This is a genomic window from Kribbella sp. NPDC056951 (assembly GCF_042674205.1).
In the GTDB taxonomy this organism is placed as follows: domain Bacteria; phylum Actinomycetota; class Actinomycetes; order Propionibacteriales; family Kribbellaceae; genus Kribbella; species Kribbella yunnanensis.
This window is the reverse complement of sequence record NZ_JBHUQZ010000012.1, coordinates 133,358-159,212: the sequence shown is the minus strand read 5'-3', so window position 1 is coordinate 159,212 and position 25,855 is coordinate 133,358. Positions and strand designations below refer to the sequence as shown.

Below are 25,855 nucleotides of genomic sequence, written 5' to 3'. Positions count from 1 at the left end.
AGGCTAGTGACTGACCACCTCCACAGCCGAATCCTTTGTCTTGGCCACCAGCAGAGCAGCGGCCATCGCACCCACCGCACACACCACTCCGCACCCCACGAACGTCATCCGCGGCCCGAGCAGACCGCCTAGCAACCCACCGAGCGGCAGCGCGGCCAGACTGCACGCCCGGACGGTCCCGGAGAGCGCGGCGACCACCCGACCCCGCAGCTCCTCAGCAACCCTCGTGACGATGAGCGTGCTGCTGGCCGCGTTGAGCAGACCGCCCCCTGCGCCGGTGACCACCGCTCCAACCACCAGCAGCACCACACCACTCGCCAGGCCCATGCACACCACGCCCAGCCCGATGCCGGCCATCCCAGCCAGTACGGCGCGCGCCCGGCCGGCGGAGGTGGTCAACCGACCGCTGGCCCAGGCCCCGGCGATCGCGCCGGCCCCCTGTGCCGCCAGCACCCAGCCGTAGCCCGCGGCATTCAGCCCGACCTCATCGGTGACCAGGAAGACCTCGACCACGTTCACGGCCTCGCCGACCACCACGAACAGCCAGAGGCACACCACCAGTACTCGCAACAGCGGATCGCCCAGCAGGCCCCGCAGCCCCGCACTGAACCCGCCGCTCTCCTTGACCACGCCAGGAACCGGCCGACGGCGAGTCCGCACCACTCCGGCGACCACAGCAAGCAGTCCGAAGGTGGCCGCGTCCACTAGCAGCGCATCGCGACCGCCGATCCACTCCACCAGCAACCCACCGGTCGCCGACCCGACGAGCATCGCCACACCGACCAGAGCCTGACTGGTCCCGGTAGCCCGGCCGACCTGCTCCTCCCCCACGATCCGCGGGATCAGTGCACCCCAGCACGGCCCGGCCACCGCCTGTCCCACCTGCAGGACGCAAACCAGTGCCACCGTGCTCACCAGCTCATGGCTGAACGCCAGCGCCACCCCGGCCACCGCCTGCAGCACGGTCGACGAGACCAGCACGACCCGCGAGTCGTAGCTGTCCACGATCCGCCCGGCGACCGGAATCATCACCACGGTCGGTACGGCGAATGCCAGCAGCAGGATCGTGATCCCCGTCGTACCGCCGTAGTCCTTCACCCGGAGCATCAACGCGACCATCGCGATCGCATCCCCGGCGTACGACACGGCCCGCGCCGGCAAGACCAGCCGAATGTCCGGGTTCGACCACAGCGAAGTCTGAAGGGTTTGCTTCATAAATCTGAAGTAAACCCTTCATATCTTTCGGCGTCAAGGCTCGCTAGGCTGGCGCGGTGGCCGAGAACAAGGTGGTGCTGACCGATCCGCGGGCGATCCGCGCCCTGGCGCACCCGGCCCGGCAACTGGTCATCGACGAGCTCTACAGCGGCCGGGTGCTGACCGCGACCGAGTGCGCGGAGCTGGCCGGGCTGACACCGTCCGCGATGAGCTACCACCTCCGGGCGCTGGAGCGCTGGGGCATCGTCGAGCGGGCCGAGTCGACCGACGGCCGGGAGCGCCCGTGGCGCGCGCCCGCGCAGGGCATGGTGATCCCGTCACAGTCCTCGATGGCCGGCCGCACCGCCAATCAGGCGATGATGCGCGTCGCTACGGACCGAATGCTCGAGCTGTTCGACAAGCTGCCCGGCGACGACCCCTGGGACGACATCAGCGCGATGAGCCGCTCCCGGGTGTGGCTCACCCACGAAGAGGCCGAACAGCTCGGCGCCGACCTGCAGAAGCTGGTCAACGGCTACCGGAAGGGACGGACGGCGGCCGACCACCCCGAGGGCACCCGTTCGATCCACATCATGTTCACCGTCGTACCGTCCGGTGAGGCACCGCAACCCTGAATTTCCCCCGAAGTACCTCACAGGTCAGTTAACTGGTTGCCGACCGATGTAACTATGGGTACATGGGGGAAGCGCTCGCGATCGCGATACCGACCGGCGGATTGGCTGTCCTGGCGTACCTGGTGGTGGGGCTCGTCATCGGCATCGAGAGCATGGGAGTGCCGCTGCCGGGTGAGACCACGCTGATCGCTGCGGCACTGCTGTCGTCACAGGGCGACCTGCGGCTCGAGTGGGTGATCGGCGCCGCCGCAGCGGGTGCGATCATCGGCGACTCGATCGGTTACTACATCGGCCGCCGGGCCGGTCGCGGCCTGTTCGACCGGCTCGGCCGCCGGTTCAAACACTTCTCGCCGGACCGGATCGAGCGCGCCGAGAAGTACTTCCACCGGTACGGCGTCTGGACGGTCTTCTTCGGCCGGTTCGTCGCCCTGCTCCGGATCTTCGCCGGCCCGATGGCCGGCACCCTGCGGATGCCCTACCCGAAGTTCCTGATCGCGAACGCGACCGGCGGTATCGCCTGGTCCACCACGATCGGGATCGTTGCCTTCCACATCGGTGACAACGCGGACAAGATCTTCGGCCAGCTGTCGATCTGGGCGCTCGTGGTAGTCGTCGTCGGCGCGGTCGCGGCGTACGCGTACTTCAAGATCCGCCGGAAACACCGCACCGAGGAGCCGGTCCTGGAGACCGAGTCCGCCGAGGCCTAGGGCCGGATCCGCAGGTCCAGCTTCGGAGTGGTCAGGCCGTCCATGTTGCGGCCCCCGGAGGCTGCCGGTGGCAGCACCCAGCGGTACGAATAGGTGCCGACGGCATTGATCTTGAAGCCGAAGACCGCCTGCCCGCGGCGCAACGCCACCAGCTTCACGGACTGCCACCTGCGGGTCTGCCGGTTCCACAGCTGCAGGGTCGCCACGGAGGTGGACGCCGGAGCCACTCTGGCGAAGATGGTGACCATCTCGCCACGCTTCTTGTTGTTGCCGCCGAGGTACCCACCGGCGAGCAGCCGGACCACTGCGCGGGTGAAGACCGCCGGACTGGCCGACTCACTCGTCAGGACGCCCGGCTTGGCGTAGGGACTCGCCACGACCTTGTACGGACGGCTACCAGCAGTGACGACCGGGATGTCGTAGTGCCCACCGGCCGTGGTCTTCCCACGGGCCACCGGACTCCAGCGCGCCTTGGGCGTCACCTGGGTCAGCACAGTCAGCGGTATGCCTGCCGACGTGGTCTGCTGCAGCGCACAGTTCGTCTCGGCAGCGCAGAACGTCTCCTGCAGGACCACACGCCCCCGCACCCGGACCGGCAGGCTGTACTGCGCCCGCGGCGGAACGAACACTGTCGCCGAACTGGTCAGACCGACCACCTGACCACCGAGGTTGCTCGACCACTCGTTCTCGGTCCGCAACTGGAACAGGAACGGCGGCTTGATGCTGTTGATCACCTGCCGGGGTGAGGTGGTCCCCGGACCGATCGGTGCGGGCTGGCTGCCAGGCCGGCCGATCATCGGCACGTACTTCTGCGCCTTCGGACCGTCCACATCCAGCGGGTCGTTCGGGGTGAAGTCCTGCGGTGCAGCCGGTACCGCCCAGCGGATCAGCACACCGCGGCCCTGCGCGACCGCGAACGCCGAGCTCGGCCGGACCGATCCGTCGGTGTCGAAAACCGGGGACTTGGCCGGCTTACCGGTCAGCCCTTCCTTCGTCGTCCCGTTGGTGACGACCACGCGGTAGTTGCCGTCCGGCGGGAACGCCGAGGTCGGAATGTCCCAGCTGTTCGGCTGCGTGGCCGGCAGGTACTGCACGTACGACGGCCCTTCGCTGAGCACACCCTCGATCGTGATCCGGTTGGGCGCGTCGGCGTCCTTCCACGTCACCCGGACGGAGTTCTTCGCAGCCCCCACCCAGCCGACAGACACGGCCGACGGCGACGCATCCGCCGTACAGGCGGTCAGCAAAGACCCACTGGTCACAACGACCAGCGAAACGGCGAGTATCCGCCGCACCCCAACCACCTCGTCTCAGCTGCCTCACAACCGACGGCTGCACGATATACCGTGGAAGCAGTCACCTCAGGGGGACGACCAAGGGGGGAACACCATGGTTTACATCGCAGTGCCCGAGAACCAGGACTTCTTCGACACGCATCGCGCTGCAGCGGGACACGTGCCCAACTACGTCAGGGCCTTCGCGGCCAGGCCGGCCGTCTTCGACGCCTGGCTCCAGCTCAACGCCGCCGTCAAGGCGTCGATGGACCTACGCCGCTACGAGCTCGCCACGCTGGCCGCGGCCACTGCGCTGAAGTCGAGCTACTGCAGCCTCGCGCACGGGCAGGTGCTCACGGACAACTTCTGTACCGCCGATGAGGTGGCCAAGTTCGCCGGTCAGACCGCTGAGGACCCAGTGGACCGTGCAGTGATGGCGTTTGCCCGCAAGGTCGCGCTCGCTGCGGACACCATCACGCAGGAGGACGTGGACGGGCTCAAGGCGGTCGGGCTGGGCGACGACGACGTACTGGATGTCGTGCTGGCTGCCGCGGCTCGCTGCTTCTTCTCCAAGACACTGGATGGCACCGGCACGCAGCCGGACTCCGTCTTCAACGCGCTTCCGGAGACCCTGCGGACCGCACTCACGGTCGGCCGTCCGATCGCGAGCTAGGAGTGGTTGCGCGCGTAGGCCTGGTGCAGGCCGCGCAGGGTGAGCAAGGGCTCGTGCTGGACCGGTGTCGCGAGGTCGCGCAGCAGTAGCGACGCCAAGGCGCCGGTCAGTACGACGGGTGTGTCCGGAGCGAAGGACTGGTCGGTGCGAATCCGGTCTACCAGGCCGTCGACCATGGCGGCGAAACCGTGCACAGCGCCGGACTGCAGTGCCTCGACTGTGTTCTTGGCGACCAGGGTGCGTGGCCGGACCAGTTCGACGCGACGGAGCTGGGCAGCCACATCACCCAGTGCATCGGTCGCAGTCTCGATGCCGGGGGCAATCACTCCTCCGGCGAACGCACCGGCCGGGTTGACCACGTCGATGGTGATCGCCGTACCGACGTCGACGACCAGACACGGAGCGCCGTACAGCTGGACCGCAGCGAGTGCGTTGGCGATCCGGTCGGTGCCGACCTCACGCGGGTTGTCGACCAGCACCGGCAGCCCGGTCTTCACACCGGGCTCCACCACGACACTCGGTACGTCCTGGTAGTAGCGCGTGACCAGGTCGCGGAACTCGTGCAGCACCTGCGGTACGGCGGAGCAGACCGCGATCCCGGACACCGGGGCCTCGCCAGTCAGCAGTCCCTGGATCAGCACCGCCCACTCGTCCGCCGTACGGCGGGAGTCCGTGCCGACCCACCAGTGGCGTTTGACCGTGCCCTCGAACACCAGTCCCACAAGGGTCCTGGTGTTCTCGACTGCGACGGCCAGCAACATCAGACGGCCTTGAGGTCCAGAGCGATGTCCAGCACCGGTGCGGAGTGCGTGAGCGCACCGACCGCCAGGAAGTTCACACCGGTCTCGGCGACCTCCCGGGCCCTGTCGAGCGTCAGCCCGCCAGACGCCTCCAGCTTCGCGCGGCCGGCCACCTTCTCGACGGCCTCCCGCAGCAGTGGGACATCCATGTTGTCGAGCAGGATCAGCTCGGCACCGGCCTCCACTGCGATCAACGCGTCCTCGACCGAGTCCACCTCGACCTCGACGGCGATCTCCGGGAAGGCCTTGCGCACCAGCCGGAACGCCTCAGCCACGCCACCGGCCGCGATCACGTGGTTGTCCTTGATCAGTGCGGCGTCGGACAGACCCATGCGGTGGTTCTTACCGCCGCCACAGCGCACGGCGTACTTCTCGAGTGAGCGCAGCAGCGGCATCGTCTTGCGGGTGTCCCGGATGACCGCACCGGTGCCCTCGACCGCATCCACCCACCGCCTGGTCAGCGTCGCCACACCGGACAGGTGACAGAGCAGGTTGAGCGACGTGCGCTCGGCGATCAGCAGCTGCTGGGTCTTGCCGCGAATCGTCATCAGCACGTCACCCCGCCGTACCGACGCGCCATCCGCTACGGAGTACTCCAGCTCGACCTGCTCGGGGGCTGCGACCTGCCGAATCACCAGTTCGGCGATCTCCAGCCCCGCGACCACGCCGTCGGCCCGGGCGACCAGCTCGGCGACCGAGACCTGGTCCGGGTCGACCGTGGCGGTCGTCGTGACGTCCACACCACCGGCGAGGTCCTCCTCGAGCGTGGCTCGCACGAGGTCACCGACCCACTGCCGGTCGACGGTGTCATCCATCTTGCCGATTCTCCTTGCTCTGCGGAACGAAGGTCGCTCCGGGGCGGGCACGCTCACCGTCAGCGAGCAGTGTCAGGTCCAGATTGCCTGACCAGTGCTGGTCGTCGCGATCCGGGTGGTCCTCGCGCCAGTGCGAGCCGCGGCTCTCCTCGCGCACAGTGCCGGCAGCGATCAGGGCAGAGGCGACCGTCACCAGGTTCGTCGCCTCCCAGCCCGGAGTGCCGGGCTCACCGGCCGGCTGCTCGATCAGCTTGGCCACCACGGCACCTGCCTCGGCCAGACCGGACGCGCTCCGAATCACTCCGGCTCCGACCGTCATGACCCGCTGCAACTCCGGTACGACGTCCGCGTCGACCAGACCGGGGACGCGGGTGTCGACAGCCGGTTCCCGCAGCTCCGGAAGGCCCTTGGCCAGGTGAGTGGCAATGCGGTGCGCGAACACGAGTCCTTCGAGCAGGGAGTTCGAGGCGAGCCGGTTGGCACCGTGGACACCGGTACACGCGACTTCACCACACGCATAGAGACCTGGCACCGAAGTCTGCCCGTTCAGGTCGGTCCACACGCCACCCGACGAGTAGTGGCAGGCAGGTGCGACCGGGATCAGCTCACGGACCGGATCGATACCGTGCGAGCGGCAGGACGCCAGGATGGTCGGGAACCGCACCCGCCACTTCTCATCACCGAAGTGCCGGGCGTCCAGATACACGTGATCCTTGCCAGCGGCAAGCATCTGCCGGGTGATCGCTTTCGCCACGATGTCGCGCGGGGCCAGGTCGGCCAGCTCGTGCTGCCCCTGCATGAAGCGTTTGCCCTCGTGGTCGACGAGGAACGCACCCTCACCGCGGACAGCCTCGGAGACCAACGGCTGCTGGCCTTTCGCGCTCTTACCCAGCCACAGCACAGTCGGGTGGAACTGCACGAACTCCAGGTCGCGCACCTTCGCGCCGGCCCGCAGGGCGAGCGCCATACCGTCACCAGTCGAGACACTGGGGTTGGTGGTCGCGGCGTACAGCTGACCAAGACCACCGGAGGCCAGAATCACCACGCGGCTGCGGATCGCGCCGACACCGTCGAGCTGGCCCTCACCCATCACGTGCAGCGTCACACCGGCTACAGCGCCGTCCTCGGCGCGCAGCAGGTCGATGACGAGCGCATGCTCGATCAGGCGGATGTCCGGCGCCCGCTTCACCGCAGCGACCAGCGCACGCTCGATCTCCGCACCCGTAGCGTCACCGCCCGAGTGCGCGATGCGGTTGCGGTGGTGCCCACCCTCACGCGTCAGCGAGATCTCACCGTTGGCCTGGGTGTCGAACCGAGCCCCCAGCTCGATCAGGTCCCGTACAGCATCAGGCCCTTCGGTCACCAGCGCCCGTACGGCGTCTGGGTCGCACAGTCCGGCCCCTGCGACCAGGGTGTCCTGCAGATGCTCTTCCGGAGAGTCCTCGGGGCTGAGCGCGGCAGCGATGCCGCCCTGGGCCCACTGGGTCGAGCCGGAGGCGACAACGTCTTTCGTCACCACCAGCACGGTCCCGAGCTCACGGGCCTTGAGTGCAGCGGTCAGCCCGGCGATACCCGAGCCAATCACCACTACGTCGACAGTGTCGGTCCAGCCCGGCTCAGGTGCAGCCAGCCGTTGCGGGACAGCGGGGGCAGTCATTCAAGGACCGTATCAACCGATTTCATCGGAGCGTGATGGAAATGTTGTCAATGAGACGAGTCTGACCCACTCGGGCAGCGATGAGCATGCGGGCTTCGCCTGGGCCGATGACCGGCCCCAGGTCGGGCGCACGCAGGGCCAGGTAGTCGATCTTGACCGACGGAACCGCCTCCAGCTCGGAGTGCGCAGCAGCCAGTACGGCGTCCGGTCCGTTCATACCGGCCTTCGCACCGGCCGTGAGAGCGCGGTAGAGGACCAGCGCCTCGTCACGCTCGGTCTCGTCGAGATACCGATTGCGTGAGGACATGGCGAGACCGTCGGGCTCGCGAACTGTCGGCACCGGCACGATGTCGACGTTCCAATCGAGGTCACACACCATCTCGCGGATCAGGGTGAGCTGCTGGTAGTCCTTCTCGCCGAACAGCGCCAGATCTGGCTGGGTCAGGTGCAGCAGCTTCGACACCACCGTCAGGACACCGCCGAAGTGGCCGGGCCGGACCATCCCCTCCAGCTCGTCGGCCAGTGGTCCTGGATGCACGGTGATCGAAGGCTCGTTCGGGTAGAGCTCGTCGCGGGACGGGTTGAAGACCAGGTCGACCCCCTCGTTCTTCGCGATCGCCAGGTCGCTGGCCAGCGTGCGCGGGTAGCGGTCGAAGTCCTCGGTCGGCCCGAACTGCAACGGGTTCACGAAGATCGTCAGCACCACACTGCCCTCGGGGCCGACGCGTTCGCGCGCCTCGGCCAGCAACGCCGCATGTCCCTCGTGCAGCGCGCCCATCGTCATCACCACCGCGCGCGGCCGGACCGCCGTCGCCGCCCGCAGTTCCGCCTTGGTCTGGGTCAGTCTCATCGCGGTGCCTCCCCTGTCCGATACCGCTCCAGCACCTCGCCGAACCGGGCTGCCGTGCCCGCGTCCAGCCGTCCGTCCGCCACCACCAGGTCCACCGTCGCCCGCGCCAGCTCGGCGTACGTGCTCGCTGTGCGGCCGTGCAGCCCTGCCAGATGTGCTGCCACTGTGTCGACATCGCCCCGGGCGATCGGCCCGGTGAGCGCATGATGACCGGATCGCAGCGTGTTGTCGAGGGTTGCCGTCAGGAGTGGCCGGAGTGTTGCAGAAGGGTCGTCTACACCGGCTTCTCGCAGTACGGCGAACGCCTGGGACAGCAAGGTGGTGAGGTGGTTGGCGGCATGCACCACACCGGCGTGATAGCGCGCACGCTCCTCGTCGGCCACCCACTGGACCTGTGCGCCAAGTGCCTTCACCAACCGCTCCACGACCTCACGAGCAGCATCCGGCGCGGTCGCGGTGAAAACCACGTCCTGCAGCTCAACGGCGTCCACACCGGTGAACGTCATCGGCGGATGCAACGCCACCGGGACCGCCTGGAGCCCCTGAAGTGGTGCAAGCCCGTGTGCACCCGACAGATGCACGACGTACTGCTCGGTCGTCAGTGGAAGGTTGTGCGCAACCGCTTCGATCGCAGTGTCCGGCACAGCAACCAGTACGACGTCAGCGCGGGCGGTCACCTCTTCGGGCGACAGCACCGGCACATGCGGAAGGAGGCGGGCGGCGCGATCACGTGACGCGCTCGACCGCGCGGAGACTCCGGCCAAGGGATACCCGGCTGCCGCCATGGCTGCTCCCAGGGCGGTTCCGGCCCGGCCGGCTCCGATCAAGCCGATCCGTTCCATCTGTTCACTCTCTTCGTCGTTCCAGTCCCCGGGCGGGGTACCAGACGAGCTCCCAGTCAGCCTAGGCGATGCGAGGATGGTGTGGTGACTGATGCCTGGGCCGCTCGCACGGAACTGACCGCGATTCTGATCACAGTCCCCGAACTGGCGGCGTACACGGATCGCTGGCGTTCGGTGTCACGGTCCAGTGCGCGACCACACGTCCCGCTGACCGAGCTGATCCCACCGCACGTCACCGTGCTGGTCCCCTGGGTCGTAGAGCCCACTGAGGACGATGTGGACCGGCTCCGGACAGTCACCCGGGCCGTGCAGCCGTTCGACCTCAGCTTCCCGACGGCCGGTCAGTTCCCGAACGGCACCGCCTGGCTACGACCAGAGCCCTTCGATGCGGTCCGTGCGCTCCTGGCGACCGTCTACGCAGCGTTCCCCGAGTGCCCGCCGTACGGCGGTGAGTTCGCGGACCCACATCCGCATCTGACCGTCTCGTCGTCCAAGCAGGGCGGTCCGACCGTGGTGGCCGAGGCACAGGCTGCTCTGGACGCCGAACCAGCGCCCGTGGTCCGGCTGACCGAGCTGGGCCTCTGGCGCGAGGACAAGAACGGCGTGTGGAGCCAGTTCGGCACCGTCCCGCTGGGCGGATGACCTACCGCGTCGCCTGGCAGCAGGCGCTCTACGGCCCGGAAGGCTTCTACCGGCGTGAGCGGCCGGCAGCCCACTTCCGTACGTCAGTGCACGCGTCCGAGCTGTTCGGTCGCGCAATCGCGCGGCTGGCGCATCAGGTCGGTGCTGACCAGGTGACCGATATCGCCGCCGGCTCTGGTGAGCTGGGCCGAGTACTGCGGGCCGAGGGTCTCAAGGTGGTCGAGATCGAGCTGGACGACCAACTGCCCGACGAACTGACCGGTCTGGTCGTGGCCAACGAGTGGCTCGACAACGTCCCGTGCGAACTGGCCGAGTGGGACGAGGACGGCGTACCGCATTATCTGACCGCTGAACTAACACCAGGTGATGTTGTCAAGGGCAACGATCTGGAGTGGCTACGGCAGTGGTGGCCTGGCGAGCCGGGTGACCGGGCCGAGATCGGGCTCCCCCGAGACGAGGCGTGGGCCGGCGTGGTCGACCGCATCCAGCACGGGACCGCACTGGCCATCGACTACGGGCATGTAGCCGACGACAGACCGCCGTACGGGACCCTGACGGGTTTCCGCGGCGGCCGCGAGTGCGAGCCCGTGCTGGACGGCACCTGTGACATCACGGCCCATGTCGCGCTGGACTCGCTGGCGGCCGCGGTCAACGGCAGCCTGCAGACGCAGTACGACGCCCTCACCCAACTGGGCGTCTCGGCCCGCCGCCCGCCGCTCGCCCAAGCCACCAGCGACCCCACCGGCTATCTGACCGCCCTGTCTACAGCCGGTGAGGCCGCTGAGCTCCTGGACCGCAGTGGCCTAGGAGCGTTCGGCTGGGTACTCAGTCACTCGCCGGCGAGCGGCGGAGTGGCGTCGACCGTGTAGCGCGAGTAGGCCACGTCACCCAACGGCTCGTTCAGCTTGCCGAGGTTGGTGATCGGTGTGGTCGTGCCGGTCGCGTGACCGAGCTTGTACACGTACGCCGACTTGGTGTCCTTGTCGATCGCAGTGAGCAGCACACCGGTCCCGCACCGGTCCGCGACCATCATCTCGAAGCCCTGCCAGGTGGAACCGCGCACCGTCTTCACAACCGGCTTCAGCGGCGTCGTGGTCGGGATCCGGATCGTCTGCAGGACCCCGGCCTTGGTGTTGGCCAGGAAGGTGTCGTACGTCGCAGTCTGGCTGATCAGCGTCATCGCCTTGATCCCGGTGAACCCGGGCGCCGAGGCGACCGTCTTGAAGCCGTTGGTCCAGCGGAACAGCACACCGTCGTTCCGCAGCCCGTAGCGCGCGTTCCGTGCGGTCGGCGTCGTCCCGGCCCAGGACTCCTCGATCATCGTGAACTTGTCCCAGCCGTCGGCGATCTTCGTCTCCGTGTGCTCGAACTCGCCCGTCCCACCGCCTTCACCGTCGGTGTGGATGTCGACCGACCGGTACAGGCTGGACCCGAGTACGACGTAGCCGACGATCGACGACCCGCCCGGATCGGCGCCCCAGTTGACCCGCGACGCGATCTTCGGCGTGCCCGAGGTGAACGTGGGCGCGTACCCGCCGCGGCTGAGCGCCGGCGGCGTCCACCCGACCACGCTCGGGAACGACCGCTTGCCGGTCTCGGCGACCGCGTGCATCGACACATGGCACGGCTCAGCCGCGACACCGGTCACCGCAGCGTTCGCCGTCCCGCCGGTCACCACAGCCAGACTTCCCACCAGCACTCCGGATGCCGCTACCGCTGCGGCGCGCTTGAACACGTCCTTGGTCTCCATATCCATCACGATGCGGGCCGACCGCAACAAGTTGCGGCCGCTTCTGTCAGCTCGGTCACTCGCCGGCCAGCGGCAGATCGTCGTCGGTGCTGAACCGGGAGTAGACCGGGTCGGCGAAACTCGTGGACAGCTTGCCCAGGTTGGTGATCGGAGTGGTCGTACCGGTCGCGTGACCGATCGAGTACACGTACGCCGAGTTGGTGTCCCGGTCGATCGCAGTGAGCAGTGTGCCCGTGCCGCACTTGTCCGCAACCAGCGTCTCGAAGCCCTGCCAGGTGGAACCCCGCACAGTCTTCACGACCGGCTTCAGCGGCGCAGTGGTCGGAATGCGAATCGTCTGGAGCGCACCGGCCTTGGTGGTGGCCAGGAACGTGTCATAGCTGGCGGTCTGGCTGATCAGCGTCATCGCCTTGACCCCTGCGAACCCCGGCGCCGACGCAACGGTGTTCCAACCGGATGTCCAGCGGAACAGCACACCGTCGTTCCGCAGGCCGTACCGAGCATTCCTGGTGGACGAAACGAACGACTCCTCCACCATGGTGAACTTGTCCCACCCATCCGCGATCTTGGTCAGGTTGTGCTCCCACTGGCCGGTCTCCTCCGAGTACGAATAGACCGACTGGTTCAACGTCGACCCGAGAACGACGTACCCGGAGTACGACGAACCGGCGACGTCCGGCCCCCAGTTCCAGCGCGAAGCGATTTTCGCGGCACCGGCCGGGAACAGGTGCTGAGCTTGACCACTAGCACTGGTCGGCGGCTTCGTCCCGCTGACATCGGTGACCTTCCAGTCACCGGCACCATCGATCGAGTACAGCGACCCCGTACAGGCCGCCGCCGGCGCAGCCACGGCCGCCGTACCCCCGGCCGCCACAGCCGCACTTCCCAGCAGTACCACCGACGCCGCTACCGCAGCAGCTCGTTTGTATGTCCTCATACCCACTTGATGCGGACTAGGCCACAAAAGTTGTAAGCCCCGTGAAACGGCCACCCGAGACGCTCTCCGAGTCAGCAACGAACCACTCGAGGAGTGCCGATGTCCGAGCAGTTGTCCAACGTCCAGCTCGTCACCAACCTGTACGAGGCCTACGGCCGCGGCGACCTGGACGCCATCCGGTCCTACCTCGCACCGGACGTCGTGATGACCCAGTCCGAGCAGCTGCCGTGGGGGGGCCGCTACCTCGGGCCGGACGGCTTCTTCGAGTTCCTCGGAAAGCTGAACGGCTACCTGGACGCCAGGCTGGAGGTCGACGACGTGTTCGACGCCGGCGACACGATCGTCGAGATCGGCTACACGGTCGGGACGGTGCGGGCCAGCGGCGCCCGGTTCCGGGCTCGCGAGAGCCATCTGATCACGCTGCGGGAGCAACGGATCGTCCGGTTCCAGGTGCTGGTGGATGTCCCCGCGATGCTTGCCGCACTCGCCGCTTGAGGCACGACTCACTTACGCTGAACAGGTGCTGCATTGTCGTGACCTGGGGCCACTCGTGGTCGAGCTCGACGGGGTGACGGTCGATGTCGGTGGGCGGGTTCCGCATCGGTTGTTGACGGCTCTCGCCTGCGCGGACGGCGCCGCGGTTCCGGACGACGTGCTGGCAGAACAGGTCTGGGGCGACAGCCTTCCGGTCGCGGTTCCGCCCTCGCTGCGTGTGGTGGTCTCCCGGTTGCGCACTGCGCTCGGACCGGCCGGACGGCGGTTCATCGACCGCACTGCCAATGGCTACGCCCTGATAGGCGGCCGCACCGACCATGCAGTCTTCACCGAGCTGGTCGAACAGGCGCTTACGCAACAGCCTGCGGAGCGGCTGCCGACCTTGCTGACCGCGCTTGACCTGTGGCGCGGCAATCCGTGGCCCGAGTTGGCCGAATCCGTGAGCGCCACCGGCGGACGCTCACGGCTGGTCGAGCTCCGGCAGGTGGCCGTCGAGGAGCTGGCGGCCGCTCGGCTTGCGCTTGGCGCCACCACCGATGCCATCACGCTGCTGACCGAAGCTGTCGCCGAAGCACCGTTTCGGGAACGGCGTTGGGAACTGCTCGCGCTCGGGCTGTATCGCTCGGGCCGGCAGGCCCAAGCCTTGGCAGAGCTTCGCAAGGTCCGCGGTCTGCTGGTCGACGAGCTCGGTGTCGAACCTGGCCCAGCGCTGCGCGAGCTGGAACGCCGCATGCTCGACCACGATCCAGGTCTGCTCCTGATCGACCCGGCAGTTCGGAGCGCCGCATCGGCCCCCAGATCGCGAACAACGCCCAGCCACGAAATCAGTGGACCGGCTTCGCCGCTGATCGGTCGCACCGGCGAGCTCCGCGTCCTGGACGATCTCATGTCCCGGGAGCGACTCGTCACGCTCGTGGGTCCTGCCGGTGTCGGTAAAACCAGACTGGCGATCGAGTACGCCGTACAGAGCGACGGACTCGACATCCGCCCGGTTCGCCTGGCTGATATCCAGGAGTCCAACGATGTGGTGAACACCGTCGCCGCTTCGGTCGCAGGCACTCTGGGAGTCAGCCGCGGCGGCGCAGAGCCGATCGATGCCATCACCCGCGCCCTCGGCGACCGCTCGTGCCTGCTGTTGCTGGACAACTGCGAACACATCGTCGACGCCGTCGGCGAGCTGGTCCTCGCTCTGATGCCGTCCTGTCCCGATCTGCGGATCTTGTCGACCAGCCGCGAAGCACTCGGCCTCGACGGCGAGCACGTCCTGCCGGTAGAGCCACTGGCGGTAGTCGACGCCCGCGGCGCCGACGGCCCTGCCGTACAGCTGCTGTTGGACAAGGCTACCGCTGCTCGCGCCGGCTGGTCGCCGTCGGCCGCTGACCGCGAATCTGCGAGGCGCATCTGTACGTCGCTGGACGGACTGCCGTTGGCCATTGAGCTGGCGGCAGCCCGCGAGCGGGCGTTCGGGCTCGCAGAGATTGCAGAGCGGCTGCACGACCGGGTCGACGTCCTCGGATCCACACCGCGTGGCTCGACCTCACCGCACGCTTCGCTGGCCGCAGCGATCCAGTGGAGCATCGAGCAACTCGATGACACCGAGCGGGGCTTCCTACTCCGCCTGTGGCCGTTTGAAGGCGGCTTCGACTGGCAAGCGGCAGAGGCCGTCCAGAGCAGGCCTGGCGCGACACTCTCCATGCTCGCTGGGCTGTTCGGCCGCTCTGTGCTCACAGTCGACCGCAGCGACGGCACTACGCGCTACCGGATGCTCGAAACCATCCGTCGGCACTGCCGCGACCTCGACACCGACCCAGCCGCGACCCTGGAGGCGCATGCCCGCTGGGTGCGTACGTACGTCGCCGACCGGTCCTGGCAACGGGTGGGTCCCCGCGCCGGTGAGATAGGCCGCGGGATGGCCCTCGAGCGCGCCAACATCGTCGCCGGGATCACCCACGACCTCACCCATGCCCCGGCCGCCGCACTCGCCACCGCGACCGACATGAGCTGGGCGTGGCTGAGCCTTGGCGCCTGGACAGAGGCGGTCCGGCTGATCCGGGCCGCACTGGATGCGGCACCCGAGGCACCCCTCGTCAGACGCGCCGCAGGAATACTCACCCTGGGAATCGGCAGACTCCACGTGGGTGACCCAGAGGGCGCTCTCCAACGTATGGCGGTCCTCCCCGGCCTGCTGACCGGTTCGACACCAGCCGTCCGAGAACTGCGTCAGAGAGTTCTCGTCAACCAGGCAGTCGCCGCAGCCGAGAGCGGCGACCTCGAGACGACCGACCTGGTAGCCAAGCAGTTGCACGTGGAGGCTGCAGACGAACGTACCGACGACTGGGTTCGGTGCGCCTCGCTGCAGGTCGACGCGACCTGCGCACTGATGCGTGGCCAGATCGACGACGGCATTGCCCTGATCAAGACGGCAATCGAACGCAGCGAAGAGTGCGGGTATGTCATGGGCACCGCTGCCTCCGCGCTCTACCTGGCCTGGGCCAATCTGTCTGCGGCGCGCCCTACGGACGCGGTTTCCTGGGCCCTGGCTGCGGCAACCATCTATCGCGACCAGTGGTGCGTTGCCGATGCGATGTACTCGATGTACGCCGGGATCGTCGCACTGCCTGGCCTGATCCCGGCGAACACAGCTGTCACGCTCTACGCGGCCCTCGATCACCAGGCCGCGCGCTTGGGTCTCGATGCCTCCCGCCACAAGGTCTACCGCCTGTCAGTCGCGCGCCAGATCGAGGCACTCGCCGACGATCCGCAGCACCTCGATGCTGTCCGCCAAGGCCAGGCGCTCACCTGGCCTGAGACATACAGCCTGTTCGAGCGGACCGCTCAGGCTGTCGGGACTGCCTAGGACTGGTCGGGGCGGGTGCTTTCGATGGCCTGTCTGGCTTGGCGGGCCTGGTCGGCTTGAGCCTGGGTCAGCCAGGCGGCTTCCTCAGCGGAGCGGTGTAGGGCTACAGCGTTGGTGGGGCCTTGAGGGGTGTCGATGTGGACGTCGGCCAGGTTGAGGCGGCGTTGGATGGGGCCCTGGGTGAGGCGGACGGACTGGGTCTTGTGGTGCAGGACGATCGACGTACGGCGGCTGATCCAGCCGTTGGTGGTGACGAAGACCTGCTCGTCGGCGCCGTAGGCCAGGTAGCGCCAGCCGATCGGGCGGAGCCATTTGACGCGCTCAGGGGCGCGCTGCAGGTCGATGGCGTCCAGGTTGAAGCCGGGGAGCACACGGGCCAGGACTGCGGCCACCTCACCGCGCTCGCCGACTGGGAGCAGCTGTGCGCCCTCGTTCTCGCTTTCGCCGTCCTCTTTGCTGCCTGCGACACCTGCGATGTCCAGCTCCACCCGGGACCAGCCCAGGAGGCGCCAGATGAGCGGCTCGGTGATCAGCAGACCCTGCACACGCCCCGGTGGGATGGTCTGGCGCTGTACGTCGAAGAGGCCGCGCTTGGTGCGCAGTCCATGGTCGGTCTGGGACAGGGTGAAGCCGTGGTTGCCGACGACCTGCTTCCAGATGGGCTGGACCACACCGAGCAGCAGCGGCAGACCGGCGAACAGACCGACGTGGAACTCGAACACCATGGTCGCGACGATCAGCCAGATCAGTGCGGCGGCGCTACCGAGGACTGTGGACGACAGCAGGGTCGCACCGAGCAGACGGTTGGTCGGAACGACCAGCAGCGGCGGGGCCTCGTGCTGCTGCTCCTGGTCCTGCTGCTCGGCTACCTGCTCGCCCTTGGCGCGGACCAGCAAGATGGTGCGGAGCTGGCCGGCGTCGGCGTACTTGAAGTAGCTCAGCTTGCCGTCGCTCTTGCCACCGCCGGCTACGTCCATCCGCAGCTCGGCCATGCCGAACAGCCTGGCCACGAACGGCTGCGCCACGTCGATCGCCTGGATGCGGTCGAACCGGATGATCCGGGTCCGCCGGAACAGGAAGCCACTGTCTACCCGGATCGCCTCGTCGGTCAGCTGCCACTTGGTGAACCACCAGGACAGTGCGCCGAGCAGGATGCCACCGACCAGTACGCCGGCCAGTCCGATGCCGGCGACCTCCAGATTGCTGCGCAGGCCCTCGTTGTTGACCAGGGCGACCGCAGCGACGACGAAGTAACCCCAGCCCTTCACGAACGGCGTCAGCGGGTGCAGGCGTGCACCCATCTGCTCGACCACTGGGGGCGGGGTCGGCTCTGTCACAGGCCCCACGCCTGTGCCTGGCCGAGAGCGGACAGCCGGTCCCGCAGCCGGGCGGCCTCATCCGGGTGCAGACCGGGGATCTTCGCGTCGGTCGCCGGGGTGGCCGTGTGCAGCTCGACCGTGGCGATCCCGAACGCGCGCTCCAGCGGCCCGGCGGCCACGTCCACGAACTGCATCCGCCCGTACGGCACCACGATCAGTTCGCGGAACAGGATCCCGTGGCTGACCATCAGCTCGTCCTCGCGCTCGGCGTACTTCCACGAGCGCTGGTTGCGGCCGATCAGCACCCACGACCAGCCGAACAGGGCCGCGACCACGACCAGCCCGAGTACGCCGTACAGCCAGCTCAGGGTCAGTCCGAGCGCGAGCAGCACCGCGATCCCGAACACTCCGGCCGTGATCGCCGCACTGACTCGCCGGACCGAGGCAAGCTGCGGTGACACCGGCGTCCAGCTGACATCGGAGGGTGCAAAGAGGTCGTCCACACACCCAGCCTGTCACGATAGGGGTTATGAGTATCGAGAAGGTGGTCGGTGTCGGCGCGGGAGCGGCCGGATTCGACCCTGCGTTCGAGCGGGGTGGGACCGGGGACGACTCGCAGTTGCCGACCACCGACATGGTGCTCAACATCGGTCCGCAGCACCCGGCGACGCACGGCGTACTGCGGCTGCGGCTGACTCTGGACGGTGAGCGGATCGCCGGGTGCGAGCCGATCGTCGGCTACATGCACCGCGGTGCGGAGAAGCTGTTCGAGGTCCGCGACTACCGGCAGATCATCGTGCTGGCGAACCGGCACGACTGGCTGTCCGCGTTCGCCAACGAGCTCGGCGTCGTACTGGCGGTCGAGCGGATGATGGGGCTGGAGGTGCCGGTCCGCGCGGTCTGGCTGCGCACCCTGCTCGCCGAGCTGAACCGGGTCCTCAACCACCTGATGTTCCTCGGCTCGTACCCGCTCGAGCTGGGCGCGATCACACCGGTCTTCTACGCGTTCCGCGAGCGCGAGACCATCCAGGGTGTGCTGGAGGAGCTGTCCGGCGGCCGGATGCACTACATGTTCAACCGGGTCGGCGGCCTCAAGGAAGACCTGCCGCACGGCTGGCTCGGCCGCACCGCCGACGCCTCCGCCGCGGTCCGCAAACGGCTGCCCGACATCGAGAACCTGATCCTCGGCAACGAGATCTTCCGCGCCCGCACGGTCGGCATCGGCAAGCTCTCCCCCGAGCTCGTCGCCCAGTACGGCGTCTCCGGCCCGATCGCCCGCGCTTCCGGGGTCGACGCGGACCTCCGCCGCGACGAGCCCTACCTCGCGTACGGCGACCTGCAGGACGTGCTCCGGGTCGTCACCCGACCCGACGGCGACTGCTTCGCGCGCTTCTGGGTGCTGCTCGAGCAGGTGAAGGTGTCGCTCGACCTCGTCGACGCGTGCATCGACAAGCTCGCGTCGATGCCGGCGGGCCCGGTGAATGTCCGGCTCCCCAAGATCCTCAAGGTCCCGGAGGGCCAGACCTACGCCTGGACCGAAAGCCCGCTCGGCATCAACGGCTACTACCTGGTGTCCCGCGGCGACAAGACGCCGTGGCGCCTCAAACTCCGCTCCGCCAGCTTCAACAACATCTCCGCCCTGCCGGCACTCCTGCCCGGCACGATGATCCCGGACATGATCGCCATCCTCGGCAGCATGTTCTTCGTCGTCGGAGACATCGACAAGTGAGTTAGAACTGCCGGTCCTTCACCGGCGGGCGGAACGCGGTGGCGACGAGCTTCTCGATCTCGGCGACCGGCGCGGTGCGGCCGGGGTCGTTGTAGCCGCCCATGATCCGCTCCAGGGAACTGCCTTCGGAGACGTACGGGTCGACGTACGCGGCCGTCTCGGTCTCGATCCGCCAGCTCTCGCTCAGCGGGCCGATGTCCACCGCGTCCCAACCCAGCTGGTCCAGCAGCTCTGCGACCGTCTTGCGAGCGTCCGCGTCGTTGCCCGCGAGCGGGAGCGCGCTGCGGTCCTCGGCGCCGCTGGGCCGGGCCAGGTTGAGGAGGTTGATCGCGGCGATGTTGTTGAACACCTTGACCGTGCGCGACTCCGGCAGGTGCCGCTGCAGGAGGTCGGCCACGTTGCTGGTCTCGTTGTCGAGTTCTTCGATCCGGCCTTCGCGGCTCGGGTAGTAGTTCATGGTGTCGATCACGACCTTGCCGACGAGCGGCTCGACCGGGACCTCGGCGTACCGGCCGAGCGGGATCGTCACCACGACGACATCGCCCGCCTCGGCGGCCTCCACCGCCGTACCGGCGCGCACGCCCAGCTCAGCGGCCTTCTCCCGCAGGCTCTCCGGTCCGCGCGAGTTGGCCAGTACGACGTCTATACCTGCCGCGATCGCGAGCTTCGCCACTACGGTCCCGATGTTTCCACTTCCGATGATGCCAAGGGTCGTCATACGAGAAGACAACCCACGACCCGGCCCGGCTATTTCGCGGTGACACCCTGTACGCCGGATTGGGCGATCAGCTCGGTGAGTTCGTCGGCGAGTGCGGGCGCGACCGCGAAGGTGCCGCGGGAGGCCGGGGAGTGCTGGCTGCCGTCGAGGTCGAGGACCTGCAGACCGGCCTCGCGGCAGATCGAGACGCCGGCCATCGTGTCCCACGGCTTGTTCGAGTACATGATCGTCGCGTCGAAGAAACCGTTCGCGGTCCAGGTCAGCGCGGTCGCCGCCGTACCGATCTGGCGCAGTCGCTGCACCCGCGGGACCAGCAGGTTGTGCAGTTCCATCCGCTTCGGGTTGATCTCGGCCGCGTCCTCGCTGATCGCATAATCACCCATGGCGATCAGGGATTCGCGCAGATTGGTGCACTCACCGCCCCGGATCGGCTTGCCGTTGCAGGTCGCGCCCAGTCCCTCGGCCGCGGCGTACCGGGTGCCGAGCGGCGGATGATCGATCACACCGGCGACCGCTCGATCATCGACGATCAAACCGAGCGAGATCGCCCACAACGGAGCACCGTGGACGAAGTTGACCGTCCCGTCGATCGGGTCGAGGACCCAGCGGGTGCCCTCGGTCGGGCCGCCTTCCTCCTCGCCCTCGATCCCGATCTGCGGTGTCTCGCGCTCCAGGAACTCCCGGATCTTCCGCTCGACCGCGAAGTCGACCTCGGACGCCATGTCGCGATCACTCTTGAACGTGAGCGTCCCGGGTCCCCGGGTATCGGTCACTGTCCGTCCTTGGTCGACGGCAGCCTGGGCGACTTTCAGCAGCTGAGCGAGATCCACAACCCAGAACCTACCTGAGTCACGGAACGCGTTTGCCGGGTCTCAGGAGGCGGCGAGACCGCGGAGCTTGAGATCGACGACGGTCGGCGCGTCGGCCTGGGAGTGTTTGTCGCCTGCGGCAACGACCGTGGCGACCTCTTCGTCGATCTTGTCCAGGCGGGCATCGATCTTGTCCAGCCGGCGCTGCATGAGGTCGACGAACTCCGCGTTCTCGACCACGCGGGCACTGGTGATCCGCGAGTACTCCTGCGCGACCTGCACGCGTTCGTCGGCATGGGCGAGCCGTTCGACCAGCAATTGATGGCGAAACAGCACCGAGGCAGCAATCGCTACCGCCACCGCAGCAATCGCTGCAGCGCGGAGAATCCAGGTGTTCTGAGTGAACAGCGCAACGCTGACACCGAGACAGACAACGATCAGCAGAGCGTTGGCGACGGTGAGAACGGTGGTCCTGGTTCGACGGCGGCTACCCCTTGACCCCATGGACCGTCATGTTAGGCGGTCTCGTCGGGGTCCTCGGGAATACGACACGCACGTTCCAGCAACAATCCGGCCGTGACGACCAGCACTGAGATCACAGCGGCGAGGCCGGCCATGATCACTCTGTTACGAGGTCCCGAGGCGCTCACGCCTCGCAGGAAGGATAACGCGAACCCTGCGTACACACCGGTGCACAACGCGCCGACGAAAGCACTGGCCTTCCCGATCAGCAACAGGAACACGGCACGCTGCGGTTCGACCCGCTCCCGCCGTACCTGGACCCGCTGCTGGGTGTTGCGGGCCGCGGCGAACAGCAGCGCGGCCAGGAACCCCCAGGCGACCAGCGTCAGCCAGGAGATGTTCGGCGCGACACCGTCACCGGCCTCGATCGCCTTGATCATCGTGAAACCGACCGCGGCACCCAGTACGGCGATCGCCACCAGCAGCCGCCGAGAGGTCGGCCGCACCGAGCCCGGACGCCGTGGTTCCTGGCCGGAACCAGGAGCGCGACCGGACTCGGGACCGCCGGAGGCCACTACTGGAGCTCGAGATCGAGCTTGGTCACACCTTCGGTGCCGACCTTCTCCAGCAGCTCCGCGACCGGGCCGTGCCCGAGCAGGACGGCGTCCGGCTCGATGTCCAGCCACGGCGCCAGCACGAACGCGCGCTCGTGCGCCCGCGGGTGCGGGATGGTCAGCTCCTCGGACTCGATCGTCTTCTTGCCGTAGGTGATCAGGTCGACGTCAAGCGTCCGCGGCGCGCCCTTCACACTGCGCTCCCGGCCGAAGGCCTGCTCGATCGCGTGCGCGCGGTCCAGCAGCAGCTCGACCGACAGCGTCGAGTCCGCCAGCAGGACGACGTTCAGGTACGGGCCGGACTCGTCCGGACCGCCGATCGGCTGGGTCTCGTAGACCGGCGAGACATCGACCACGACGACGTCCGGGGTGTCCCGCAGCGCGTCGATCGCGCCTTGCAGGTTCGCCTCACGGTCGCCGAGATTACTGCCGAGCGACAGGATCACCTGGCGGATCGGCTTGAGGCCACCACTCAGGGTGTCCGCGTCGATGACGTAAGGACTTGGGGTCTCGGTCACGAGAATTCTCCGGCTCTGCGCTGCACGGTCAGGACAACGTCGTCGAACGGCACCGAGATCGGCGCCGAGGGTTTGTGGATGGTCACCGCGGTCGCTGTCACCCGCCGGTCGGCGAGACACAGGTCGGCGATGCGCTGGGCGAGGGTCTCGATCAGGTCCACCGGGTCGTTCTCGATCGCCCGGTGCACCTGCTCGGCCACCACGCCGTAGTTCACGGTGTCGGCCAGGTCGTCGGAGGCCGCCGCGGGACGGGTGTCCAGCTCCAGCCGGACGTCCACGACGAACTCCTGCCCGTCGGCCCGCTCGTGCTCGAACACCCCGTGGCGTCCGAACCCCCGGATGCCCCGGATTTCAATCACGTCAGGAGGGAGCACGGGACTACTCATTCCGCCTCCTCCGGTTGACCCCCAGACGACAGTACCGGGGAGGCATGGTGGATCCACAACCGCCAGCCGGTGGAAGTTCTGCGGAAGACATTGGTGGCGAGCGCCTTGCCACCCGCGAAACCCTCTTCCGGAGCACCTTCACCCGACGACAGGACATTCTCCGTACACGTGACGTATGCCACGTCTTCATCCACCCGCACCTGGACGTCGGTGAGGAAGAACTGGATGTACGGCGTGTTCGCGAAGATCATCGCCCAGGCCCGCATCATCTCGGAGTACCCGTAGATGGCGGCGTTGCCGGGGTGGATGCAGACCGGGTCCGGTTCCGGCAGCCAGACGGCCGCCATCAGATCCAGGTCGCCGGCCTCGAACGCGTTGTAGAACGCGGTGTTGGCGTTCAGCACGACGTCCTCGACCGTCGTCCCGCGGGCGCCTTCACTCGGCCGGGGGCTCCCGGATCCGTCCGTCATACGGTTCCCCATCTCTTCGCCACTCGGACCGCGTCCACGCTGGGGGCCACCGCGTGCGCCCGGATACACCAGGCACCCGCGGCGGCGGCCAGGGCGGTAACGGCCGCGCTCGCATCGTCTCGTCGTACGGCCGGTCTGGGTTCGCCGGTTTGCTCGTCGGCGAGCAGCCTACCGAGGAACGCCTTCCGGGACGCACCGATCAGCAACGGCCGGCCCAGTACGGCGAATTCCGGCAGCCGGCGGAGGATCTCCCAGTTGTGGTCGGCGTTCTTCGCGAAGCCGAGACCGGGGTCCAGCGCGACCCGGTCCAGGTCGACCCCGGCCGCGCGCATCACCTCGATCCGCTCACCCAGCTCGGCGATCACCTCGGCGACCACATCGCCGTACTCGGCCTTGTTCTGCATGTCGATCGAATGCCCGCGCCAATGCATGCAGACATACGGCGTACGGCGTTCTGCGACCAGCGCGAGCATGTCCGGGTCGGCCTGGCCGCCGGACACGTCGTTGATCATCGCGGCCCCGGCATCGAGGGCCAGCGCGGCGATCTCGGAGCGCATGGTGTCGACCGAGATCAGCGCGCCCTCGGCGGCCAGCGTCTCGATCACCGGCAGCACCCGGCGGATCTCCTCGGCCGGAGCCGGCCGCACGGCACCTGGCCGGGTCGACTCACCACCCACGTCGAGCAGGTCGGCGCCCTCGGCGAGCAACTCGCGGCCGTGCTTGATCGCGGCAGCAGGCTCGAACCACTCCCCGCCGTCGGAGAACGAGTCCGGTGTCACGTTCACGACGCCCATGACGAGGCTCCGGTCCAGCACCGGTAGCCCGTCCACGTGACCCCACGACCCGATTCCCACCCGCCCACCGTAGTGGGCGGGTCGGACAGGCCGGGAATCAGCTACCCAGGACCAGGCTGGTCTGGGTGCCGCGGAGGGCTTCCTCGATCGGCTGGGAGTAGGACTCGTTGGGGCGGTTGGACTTGTCCAGGCACTTGCCGTCGATCAGCGCCGCGCCGCTGGTGATGCCCTGGGCGTAGTTGCCGGTCATGTTGGCGCCACCGGAGTCACCGGACTCGACACAGGCGGTGTGCTGGAACAGGCCGCGGACGACGCGGTTGTTGCCGTAGTTCACCGTCACGTTGTTGGCAACGATCCGGCCGCAGGTCCACCCGGTGCTCTTGCCCGACTTGCACAGCTCGGATCCGACCGTGGGACTCGCCGTCCCGTACACCGCGACACTGCCGGAACCCCAGCCTTCGACGTACCCCTGCTGGTCCCAGCCTTCGATCACGTCGACGCTGCCGAAGTCGTTGCCCGGGAAGCTCGAGGTGATCGTGTTGCCGAGGATGTAGCCGTTGCGCGAGAACGACGGTCTGCCGGAGGTGCAGTGGCCGGCCGTCAGGAAGACCCGGGTGCCCTTGCTGCTGCGGGCGTTGAAGCCGAGCGAGCAGACATACCCGGTGTTCTTGTCGACCTGGAGGCCGCCGCGCAGGCTGAAGTCATCAGCCGTCGGCGTCACCTTGCCGTAGACCGTCCGCACCGTGACCTGGTCGCCGTGCTCCTTGGCCCGCTCCAGGAACCGCTCGGTGAACACATCGTGCGCCCCCTTCGGAACGCTCACCACGACCGTGCCGCTGATCGGATCGACGTACCAGGACCGCACCTTGCCCGGCCGCGACTTGACCGCCAGCCGGTTCAGCTCGGCCTGCACGGAGTTCAGCTCGGAAGCGGTAAAACGCACCAACTTCGGCACCGCCCCAGCAGCCCGAACCAGCTCAGCCGTCGCCACATCAGACACCGCGACAATCAGCTCACCCGCGTTGTCGTAGTAGCTACCGACCGCCCGCGACCCGAGCTCACTCTGCAGCGCATCCGCCGTGAGTTTCGTTGCAGCCTTCTGAGCGGTGGACTTCCCGACGAGCTTCGTCGGCTCCACCCGCGGCCCGTCCACCACCGGACGCTTGGCGTCATCCGCAGTGGCCCAGTTGGCCGCCACCAACCCGGCGGCTGTCAGTACAGCAGCGCCGGCGAGTGCGGCGCCGACCCGGTAACGCCCCGACATTCCTTGTCCTCCTCACCGCCGGCGCCCGTTCCCCGTCGATCGAACGCCCTTACGGAAAGTAAACGCATCGGAACGGAATGTCCACAGCTACCAGCTCACAATCCCCAACGACCGAGTCTCAATGGAGCTACGCACTGAGTTATTTGCTGTAGTGGAACCGCGCCTGGAGGATGACCAGATCTCCGCCGTCGACGAGATAAACGAGGCGGTGCTCGGAGTCGATCCGCCGGGACCAGGCGCCTTGCAGCATGTGCTTGAGCGGCTCGGGTTTTCCGATTCCGCTCTGCGGGTCCCGCAAGGCATCCTCGATCAGCCGATTGATCCGCTTCACCTGCTGCCGGTCGACCTGCTGCCAGTACGTGTAGTCCTCCCAGCCGTTGGGAGTGAAGACCAGCCTCACGTCAGGTCGTGCTCTTCGCGCTCGCCGCGTTGTGCTTGCTGCAGACTCTCCAGCAGCCGACGCGCGTTCTCGGGCACGCGCAGGAGGTGTGCCGTCTCTTCGAGCGCCCGATAGTCATCGAGCGAGATCAGAACGGCGTCGCCACCCTTCGAGGTGATCTCGACCGGGGTGTGGTCCTCGTTGACCTGCTGGATCAGCGGGAACAGGTTCTTGCGCGCCGCGGAGGCCGTGATCGCCATCTGCG

At 67.8% G+C, this 25,855-nt stretch carries 30 protein-coding genes; 8 read left to right on the top strand and 22 right to left on the bottom strand.

Features of this window, described 5'->3' with window-relative positions; all coding sequences use genetic code 11:
- Positions 1-3: 3 nt before the first annotated feature.
- On the bottom strand, positions 4-1,215 hold the full coding sequence (locus ACFTSF_RS33930) for an MFS transporter (RefSeq protein WP_380158744.1): 1,212 nt from the start codon (positions 1,213-1,215) through the stop codon (positions 4-6).
- Between the two features lie 56 nt (positions 1,216-1,271).
- On the opposite strand from ACFTSF_RS33930, the gene ACFTSF_RS33925 reads away from it, so the two are divergent.
- Together ACFTSF_RS33925 and ACFTSF_RS33920 are read left to right on the top strand one after the other, a co-directional pair.
- Positions 1,272-1,829, top strand: coding sequence for an ArsR/SmtB family transcription factor (locus tag ACFTSF_RS33925; RefSeq protein ID WP_380158743.1), 558 nt, complete (start codon positions 1,272-1,274; stop codon positions 1,827-1,829).
- A gap of 62 nt (positions 1,830-1,891) precedes the next feature.
- Entirely contained in the window at positions 1,892-2,536 is a 645-nt protein-coding gene (locus ACFTSF_RS33920) for a DedA family protein (RefSeq protein WP_344150001.1), read from the top strand.
- Here the strand turns inward: ACFTSF_RS33920 and ACFTSF_RS33915 are convergent.
- Positions 2,533-3,831 (bottom strand): hypothetical protein, encoded by a 1,299-nt coding sequence (locus ACFTSF_RS33915; protein ID WP_380158741.1) that lies wholly within the window; start codon positions 3,829-3,831, stop codon positions 2,533-2,535. The two genes, ACFTSF_RS33920 and ACFTSF_RS33915, sit on opposite strands and share 4 nt — an antisense overlap.
- A 94-nt stretch (positions 3,832-3,925) precedes the next feature.
- Between ACFTSF_RS33915 and ACFTSF_RS33910 the strand changes: the two genes are divergently transcribed.
- Positions 3,926-4,483 (top strand): carboxymuconolactone decarboxylase family protein, encoded by a 558-nt coding sequence (locus tag ACFTSF_RS33910; protein WP_380158739.1) that lies wholly within the window; start codon positions 3,926-3,928, stop codon positions 4,481-4,483.
- Here the strand turns inward: ACFTSF_RS33910 and ACFTSF_RS33905 are convergent.
- Genes ACFTSF_RS33905 through ACFTSF_RS33885 form a run of 5 tightly spaced genes read right to left on the bottom strand, consistent with a single transcriptional unit; the run spans position 4,480 to position 9,447 of the window.
- Positions 4,480-5,244 (bottom strand): type III pantothenate kinase, encoded by a 765-nt coding sequence (locus tag ACFTSF_RS33905; RefSeq protein WP_380158737.1) that lies wholly within the window; start codon positions 5,242-5,244, stop codon positions 4,480-4,482. The two genes, ACFTSF_RS33910 and ACFTSF_RS33905, sit on opposite strands and share 4 nt — an antisense overlap.
- Complete coding sequence (gene nadC / locus ACFTSF_RS33900) at positions 5,244-6,098, bottom strand: carboxylating nicotinate-nucleotide diphosphorylase (protein WP_380158735.1); 855 nt, start codon at positions 6,096-6,098, stop codon at positions 5,244-5,246. Before nadC ends, ACFTSF_RS33905 begins: the two co-directional genes overlap by 1 nt.
- On the bottom strand, positions 6,091-7,755 hold the full coding sequence (locus ACFTSF_RS33895; protein ID WP_380158733.1) for an L-aspartate oxidase: 1,665 nt from the start codon (positions 7,753-7,755) through the stop codon (positions 6,091-6,093). Before ACFTSF_RS33895 ends, nadC begins: the two co-directional genes overlap by 8 nt.
- Before the next feature lie 22 nt (positions 7,756-7,777).
- A complete protein-coding gene (panC, locus tag ACFTSF_RS33890) occupies positions 7,778-8,605 on the bottom strand; it encodes a pantoate--beta-alanine ligase (protein ID WP_344149991.1) in 828 nt (275 codons plus the stop codon).
- Positions 8,602-9,447 carry a Rossmann-like and DUF2520 domain-containing protein gene (locus ACFTSF_RS33885; protein WP_380158731.1) on the bottom strand — a complete coding sequence of 282 codons (846 nt, stop codon included), beginning with the start codon at positions 9,445-9,447 and terminating at the stop codon, positions 8,602-8,604. Before ACFTSF_RS33885 ends, panC begins: the two co-directional genes overlap by 4 nt.
- Positions 9,448-9,531: 84 nt before the next feature.
- On the opposite strand from ACFTSF_RS33885, the gene ACFTSF_RS33880 reads away from it, so the two are divergent.
- Entirely contained in the window at positions 9,532-10,089 is a 558-nt protein-coding gene (locus ACFTSF_RS33880; RefSeq protein ID WP_380158729.1) for a 2'-5' RNA ligase family protein, read from the top strand.
- Positions 10,086-10,958: an SAM-dependent methyltransferase gene (locus tag ACFTSF_RS33875; protein ID WP_380158727.1), complete on the top strand. Its 873-nt coding sequence runs from the start codon at positions 10,086-10,088 to the stop codon at positions 10,956-10,958. Before ACFTSF_RS33880 ends, ACFTSF_RS33875 begins: the two co-directional genes overlap by 4 nt.
- On the opposite strand, the gene ACFTSF_RS33870 is transcribed toward ACFTSF_RS33875, so the two are convergent.
- Both ACFTSF_RS33870 and ACFTSF_RS33865 read right to left on the bottom strand, forming a co-directional pair.
- Positions 10,919-11,839, bottom strand: coding sequence for a hypothetical protein (locus tag ACFTSF_RS33870; protein WP_380158726.1), 921 nt, complete (start codon positions 11,837-11,839; stop codon positions 10,919-10,921). The two genes, ACFTSF_RS33875 and ACFTSF_RS33870, sit on opposite strands and share 40 nt — an antisense overlap.
- 55 nt (positions 11,840-11,894) lie before the next feature.
- Positions 11,895-12,776, bottom strand: a complete 882-nt coding sequence (locus tag ACFTSF_RS33865; RefSeq protein WP_380158724.1) for a hypothetical protein — start codon at positions 12,774-12,776, stop codon at positions 11,895-11,897.
- A 99-nt stretch (positions 12,777-12,875) separates the two neighbouring features.
- On the opposite strand from ACFTSF_RS33865, the gene ACFTSF_RS33860 reads away from it, so the two are divergent.
- Together ACFTSF_RS33860 and ACFTSF_RS33855 are read left to right on the top strand one after the other, a co-directional pair.
- Positions 12,876-13,271 (top strand): nuclear transport factor 2 family protein, encoded by a 396-nt coding sequence (locus ACFTSF_RS33860; protein WP_380158722.1) that lies wholly within the window; start codon positions 12,876-12,878, stop codon positions 13,269-13,271.
- A 25-nt stretch (positions 13,272-13,296) separates the two neighbouring features.
- Positions 13,297-16,128 carry a BTAD domain-containing putative transcriptional regulator gene (locus ACFTSF_RS33855; RefSeq protein ID WP_380158720.1) on the top strand — a complete coding sequence of 944 codons (2,832 nt, stop codon included), beginning with the start codon at positions 13,297-13,299 and terminating at the stop codon, positions 16,126-16,128.
- Here the strand turns inward: ACFTSF_RS33855 and ACFTSF_RS33850 are convergent.
- Both ACFTSF_RS33850 and ACFTSF_RS33845 read right to left on the bottom strand, forming a co-directional pair.
- Positions 16,125-17,465 (bottom strand): PH domain-containing protein, encoded by a 1,341-nt coding sequence (locus tag ACFTSF_RS33850; protein ID WP_380158719.1) that lies wholly within the window; start codon positions 17,463-17,465, stop codon positions 16,125-16,127. The genes ACFTSF_RS33855 and ACFTSF_RS33850 overlap by 4 nt on opposite strands.
- Positions 17,462-17,950 carry a PH domain-containing protein gene (locus ACFTSF_RS33845; protein ID WP_380158717.1) on the bottom strand — a complete coding sequence of 163 codons (489 nt, stop codon included), beginning with the start codon at positions 17,948-17,950 and terminating at the stop codon, positions 17,462-17,464. The genes ACFTSF_RS33850 and ACFTSF_RS33845 overlap by 4 nt, the downstream gene beginning before the upstream one ends.
- A 26-nt stretch (positions 17,951-17,976) precedes the next feature.
- On the opposite strand from ACFTSF_RS33845, the gene ACFTSF_RS33840 reads away from it, so the two are divergent.
- A complete protein-coding gene (locus tag ACFTSF_RS33840) occupies positions 17,977-19,176 on the top strand; it encodes an NADH-quinone oxidoreductase subunit D (RefSeq protein ID WP_344149975.1) in 1,200 nt (399 codons plus the stop codon).
- A 1-nt stretch (position 19,177) separates the two neighbouring features.
- Here ACFTSF_RS33840 and ACFTSF_RS33835 read toward each other — a convergent pair whose 3' ends face one another.
- The 11 genes from ACFTSF_RS33835 to ACFTSF_RS33785 form a co-directional block, all read right to left on the bottom strand.
- Complete coding sequence (locus ACFTSF_RS33835; RefSeq protein ID WP_380158854.1) at positions 19,178-19,927, bottom strand: NADPH-dependent F420 reductase; 750 nt, start codon at positions 19,925-19,927, stop codon at positions 19,178-19,180.
- Complete coding sequence (locus tag ACFTSF_RS33830; protein ID WP_344149973.1) at positions 19,924-20,724, bottom strand: inositol monophosphatase family protein; 801 nt, start codon at positions 20,722-20,724, stop codon at positions 19,924-19,926. The genes ACFTSF_RS33835 and ACFTSF_RS33830 overlap by 4 nt, the downstream gene beginning before the upstream one ends.
- 42 nt (positions 20,725-20,766) lie before the next feature.
- Positions 20,767-21,207 (bottom strand): hypothetical protein, encoded by a 441-nt coding sequence (locus ACFTSF_RS33825; protein WP_376030487.1) that lies wholly within the window; start codon positions 21,205-21,207, stop codon positions 20,767-20,769.
- Positions 21,208-21,218: 11 nt separating this feature from the next.
- Positions 21,219-21,671 carry a DUF3180 domain-containing protein gene (locus tag ACFTSF_RS33820; protein ID WP_380158715.1) on the bottom strand — a complete coding sequence of 151 codons (453 nt, stop codon included), beginning with the start codon at positions 21,669-21,671 and terminating at the stop codon, positions 21,219-21,221.
- Between the two features lie 68 nt (positions 21,672-21,739).
- A complete protein-coding gene (gene folK, locus ACFTSF_RS33815; protein WP_344149967.1) occupies positions 21,740-22,297 on the bottom strand; it encodes a 2-amino-4-hydroxy-6-hydroxymethyldihydropteridine diphosphokinase in 558 nt (185 codons plus the stop codon).
- Positions 22,294-22,683: a dihydroneopterin aldolase gene (folB, locus tag ACFTSF_RS33810; RefSeq protein ID WP_344149965.1), complete on the bottom strand. Its 390-nt coding sequence runs from the start codon at positions 22,681-22,683 to the stop codon at positions 22,294-22,296. The genes folK and folB overlap by 4 nt, the downstream gene beginning before the upstream one ends.
- Complete coding sequence (locus ACFTSF_RS33805; protein WP_344149963.1) at positions 22,680-23,153, bottom strand: nuclear transport factor 2 family protein; 474 nt, start codon at positions 23,151-23,153, stop codon at positions 22,680-22,682. Before ACFTSF_RS33805 ends, folB begins: the two co-directional genes overlap by 4 nt.
- On the bottom strand, positions 23,150-23,947 hold the full coding sequence (gene folP / locus ACFTSF_RS33800; protein WP_344150121.1) for a dihydropteroate synthase: 798 nt from the start codon (positions 23,945-23,947) through the stop codon (positions 23,150-23,152). Before folP ends, ACFTSF_RS33805 begins: the two co-directional genes overlap by 4 nt.
- A 97-nt stretch (positions 23,948-24,044) precedes the next feature.
- Complete coding sequence (locus tag ACFTSF_RS33795; RefSeq protein WP_380158712.1) at positions 24,045-25,211, bottom strand: S1 family peptidase; 1,167 nt, start codon at positions 25,209-25,211, stop codon at positions 24,045-24,047.
- Between the two features lie 139 nt (positions 25,212-25,350).
- Positions 25,351-25,611, bottom strand: a complete 261-nt coding sequence (locus ACFTSF_RS33790; RefSeq protein ID WP_380158710.1) for a Txe/YoeB family addiction module toxin — start codon at positions 25,609-25,611, stop codon at positions 25,351-25,353.
- Positions 25,608-25,850, bottom strand: coding sequence for a type II toxin-antitoxin system Phd/YefM family antitoxin (locus ACFTSF_RS33785; protein WP_380158708.1), 243 nt, complete (start codon positions 25,848-25,850; stop codon positions 25,608-25,610). Before ACFTSF_RS33785 ends, ACFTSF_RS33790 begins: the two co-directional genes overlap by 4 nt.
- Between the last annotated feature and the right edge of the window lie 5 nt (positions 25,851-25,855).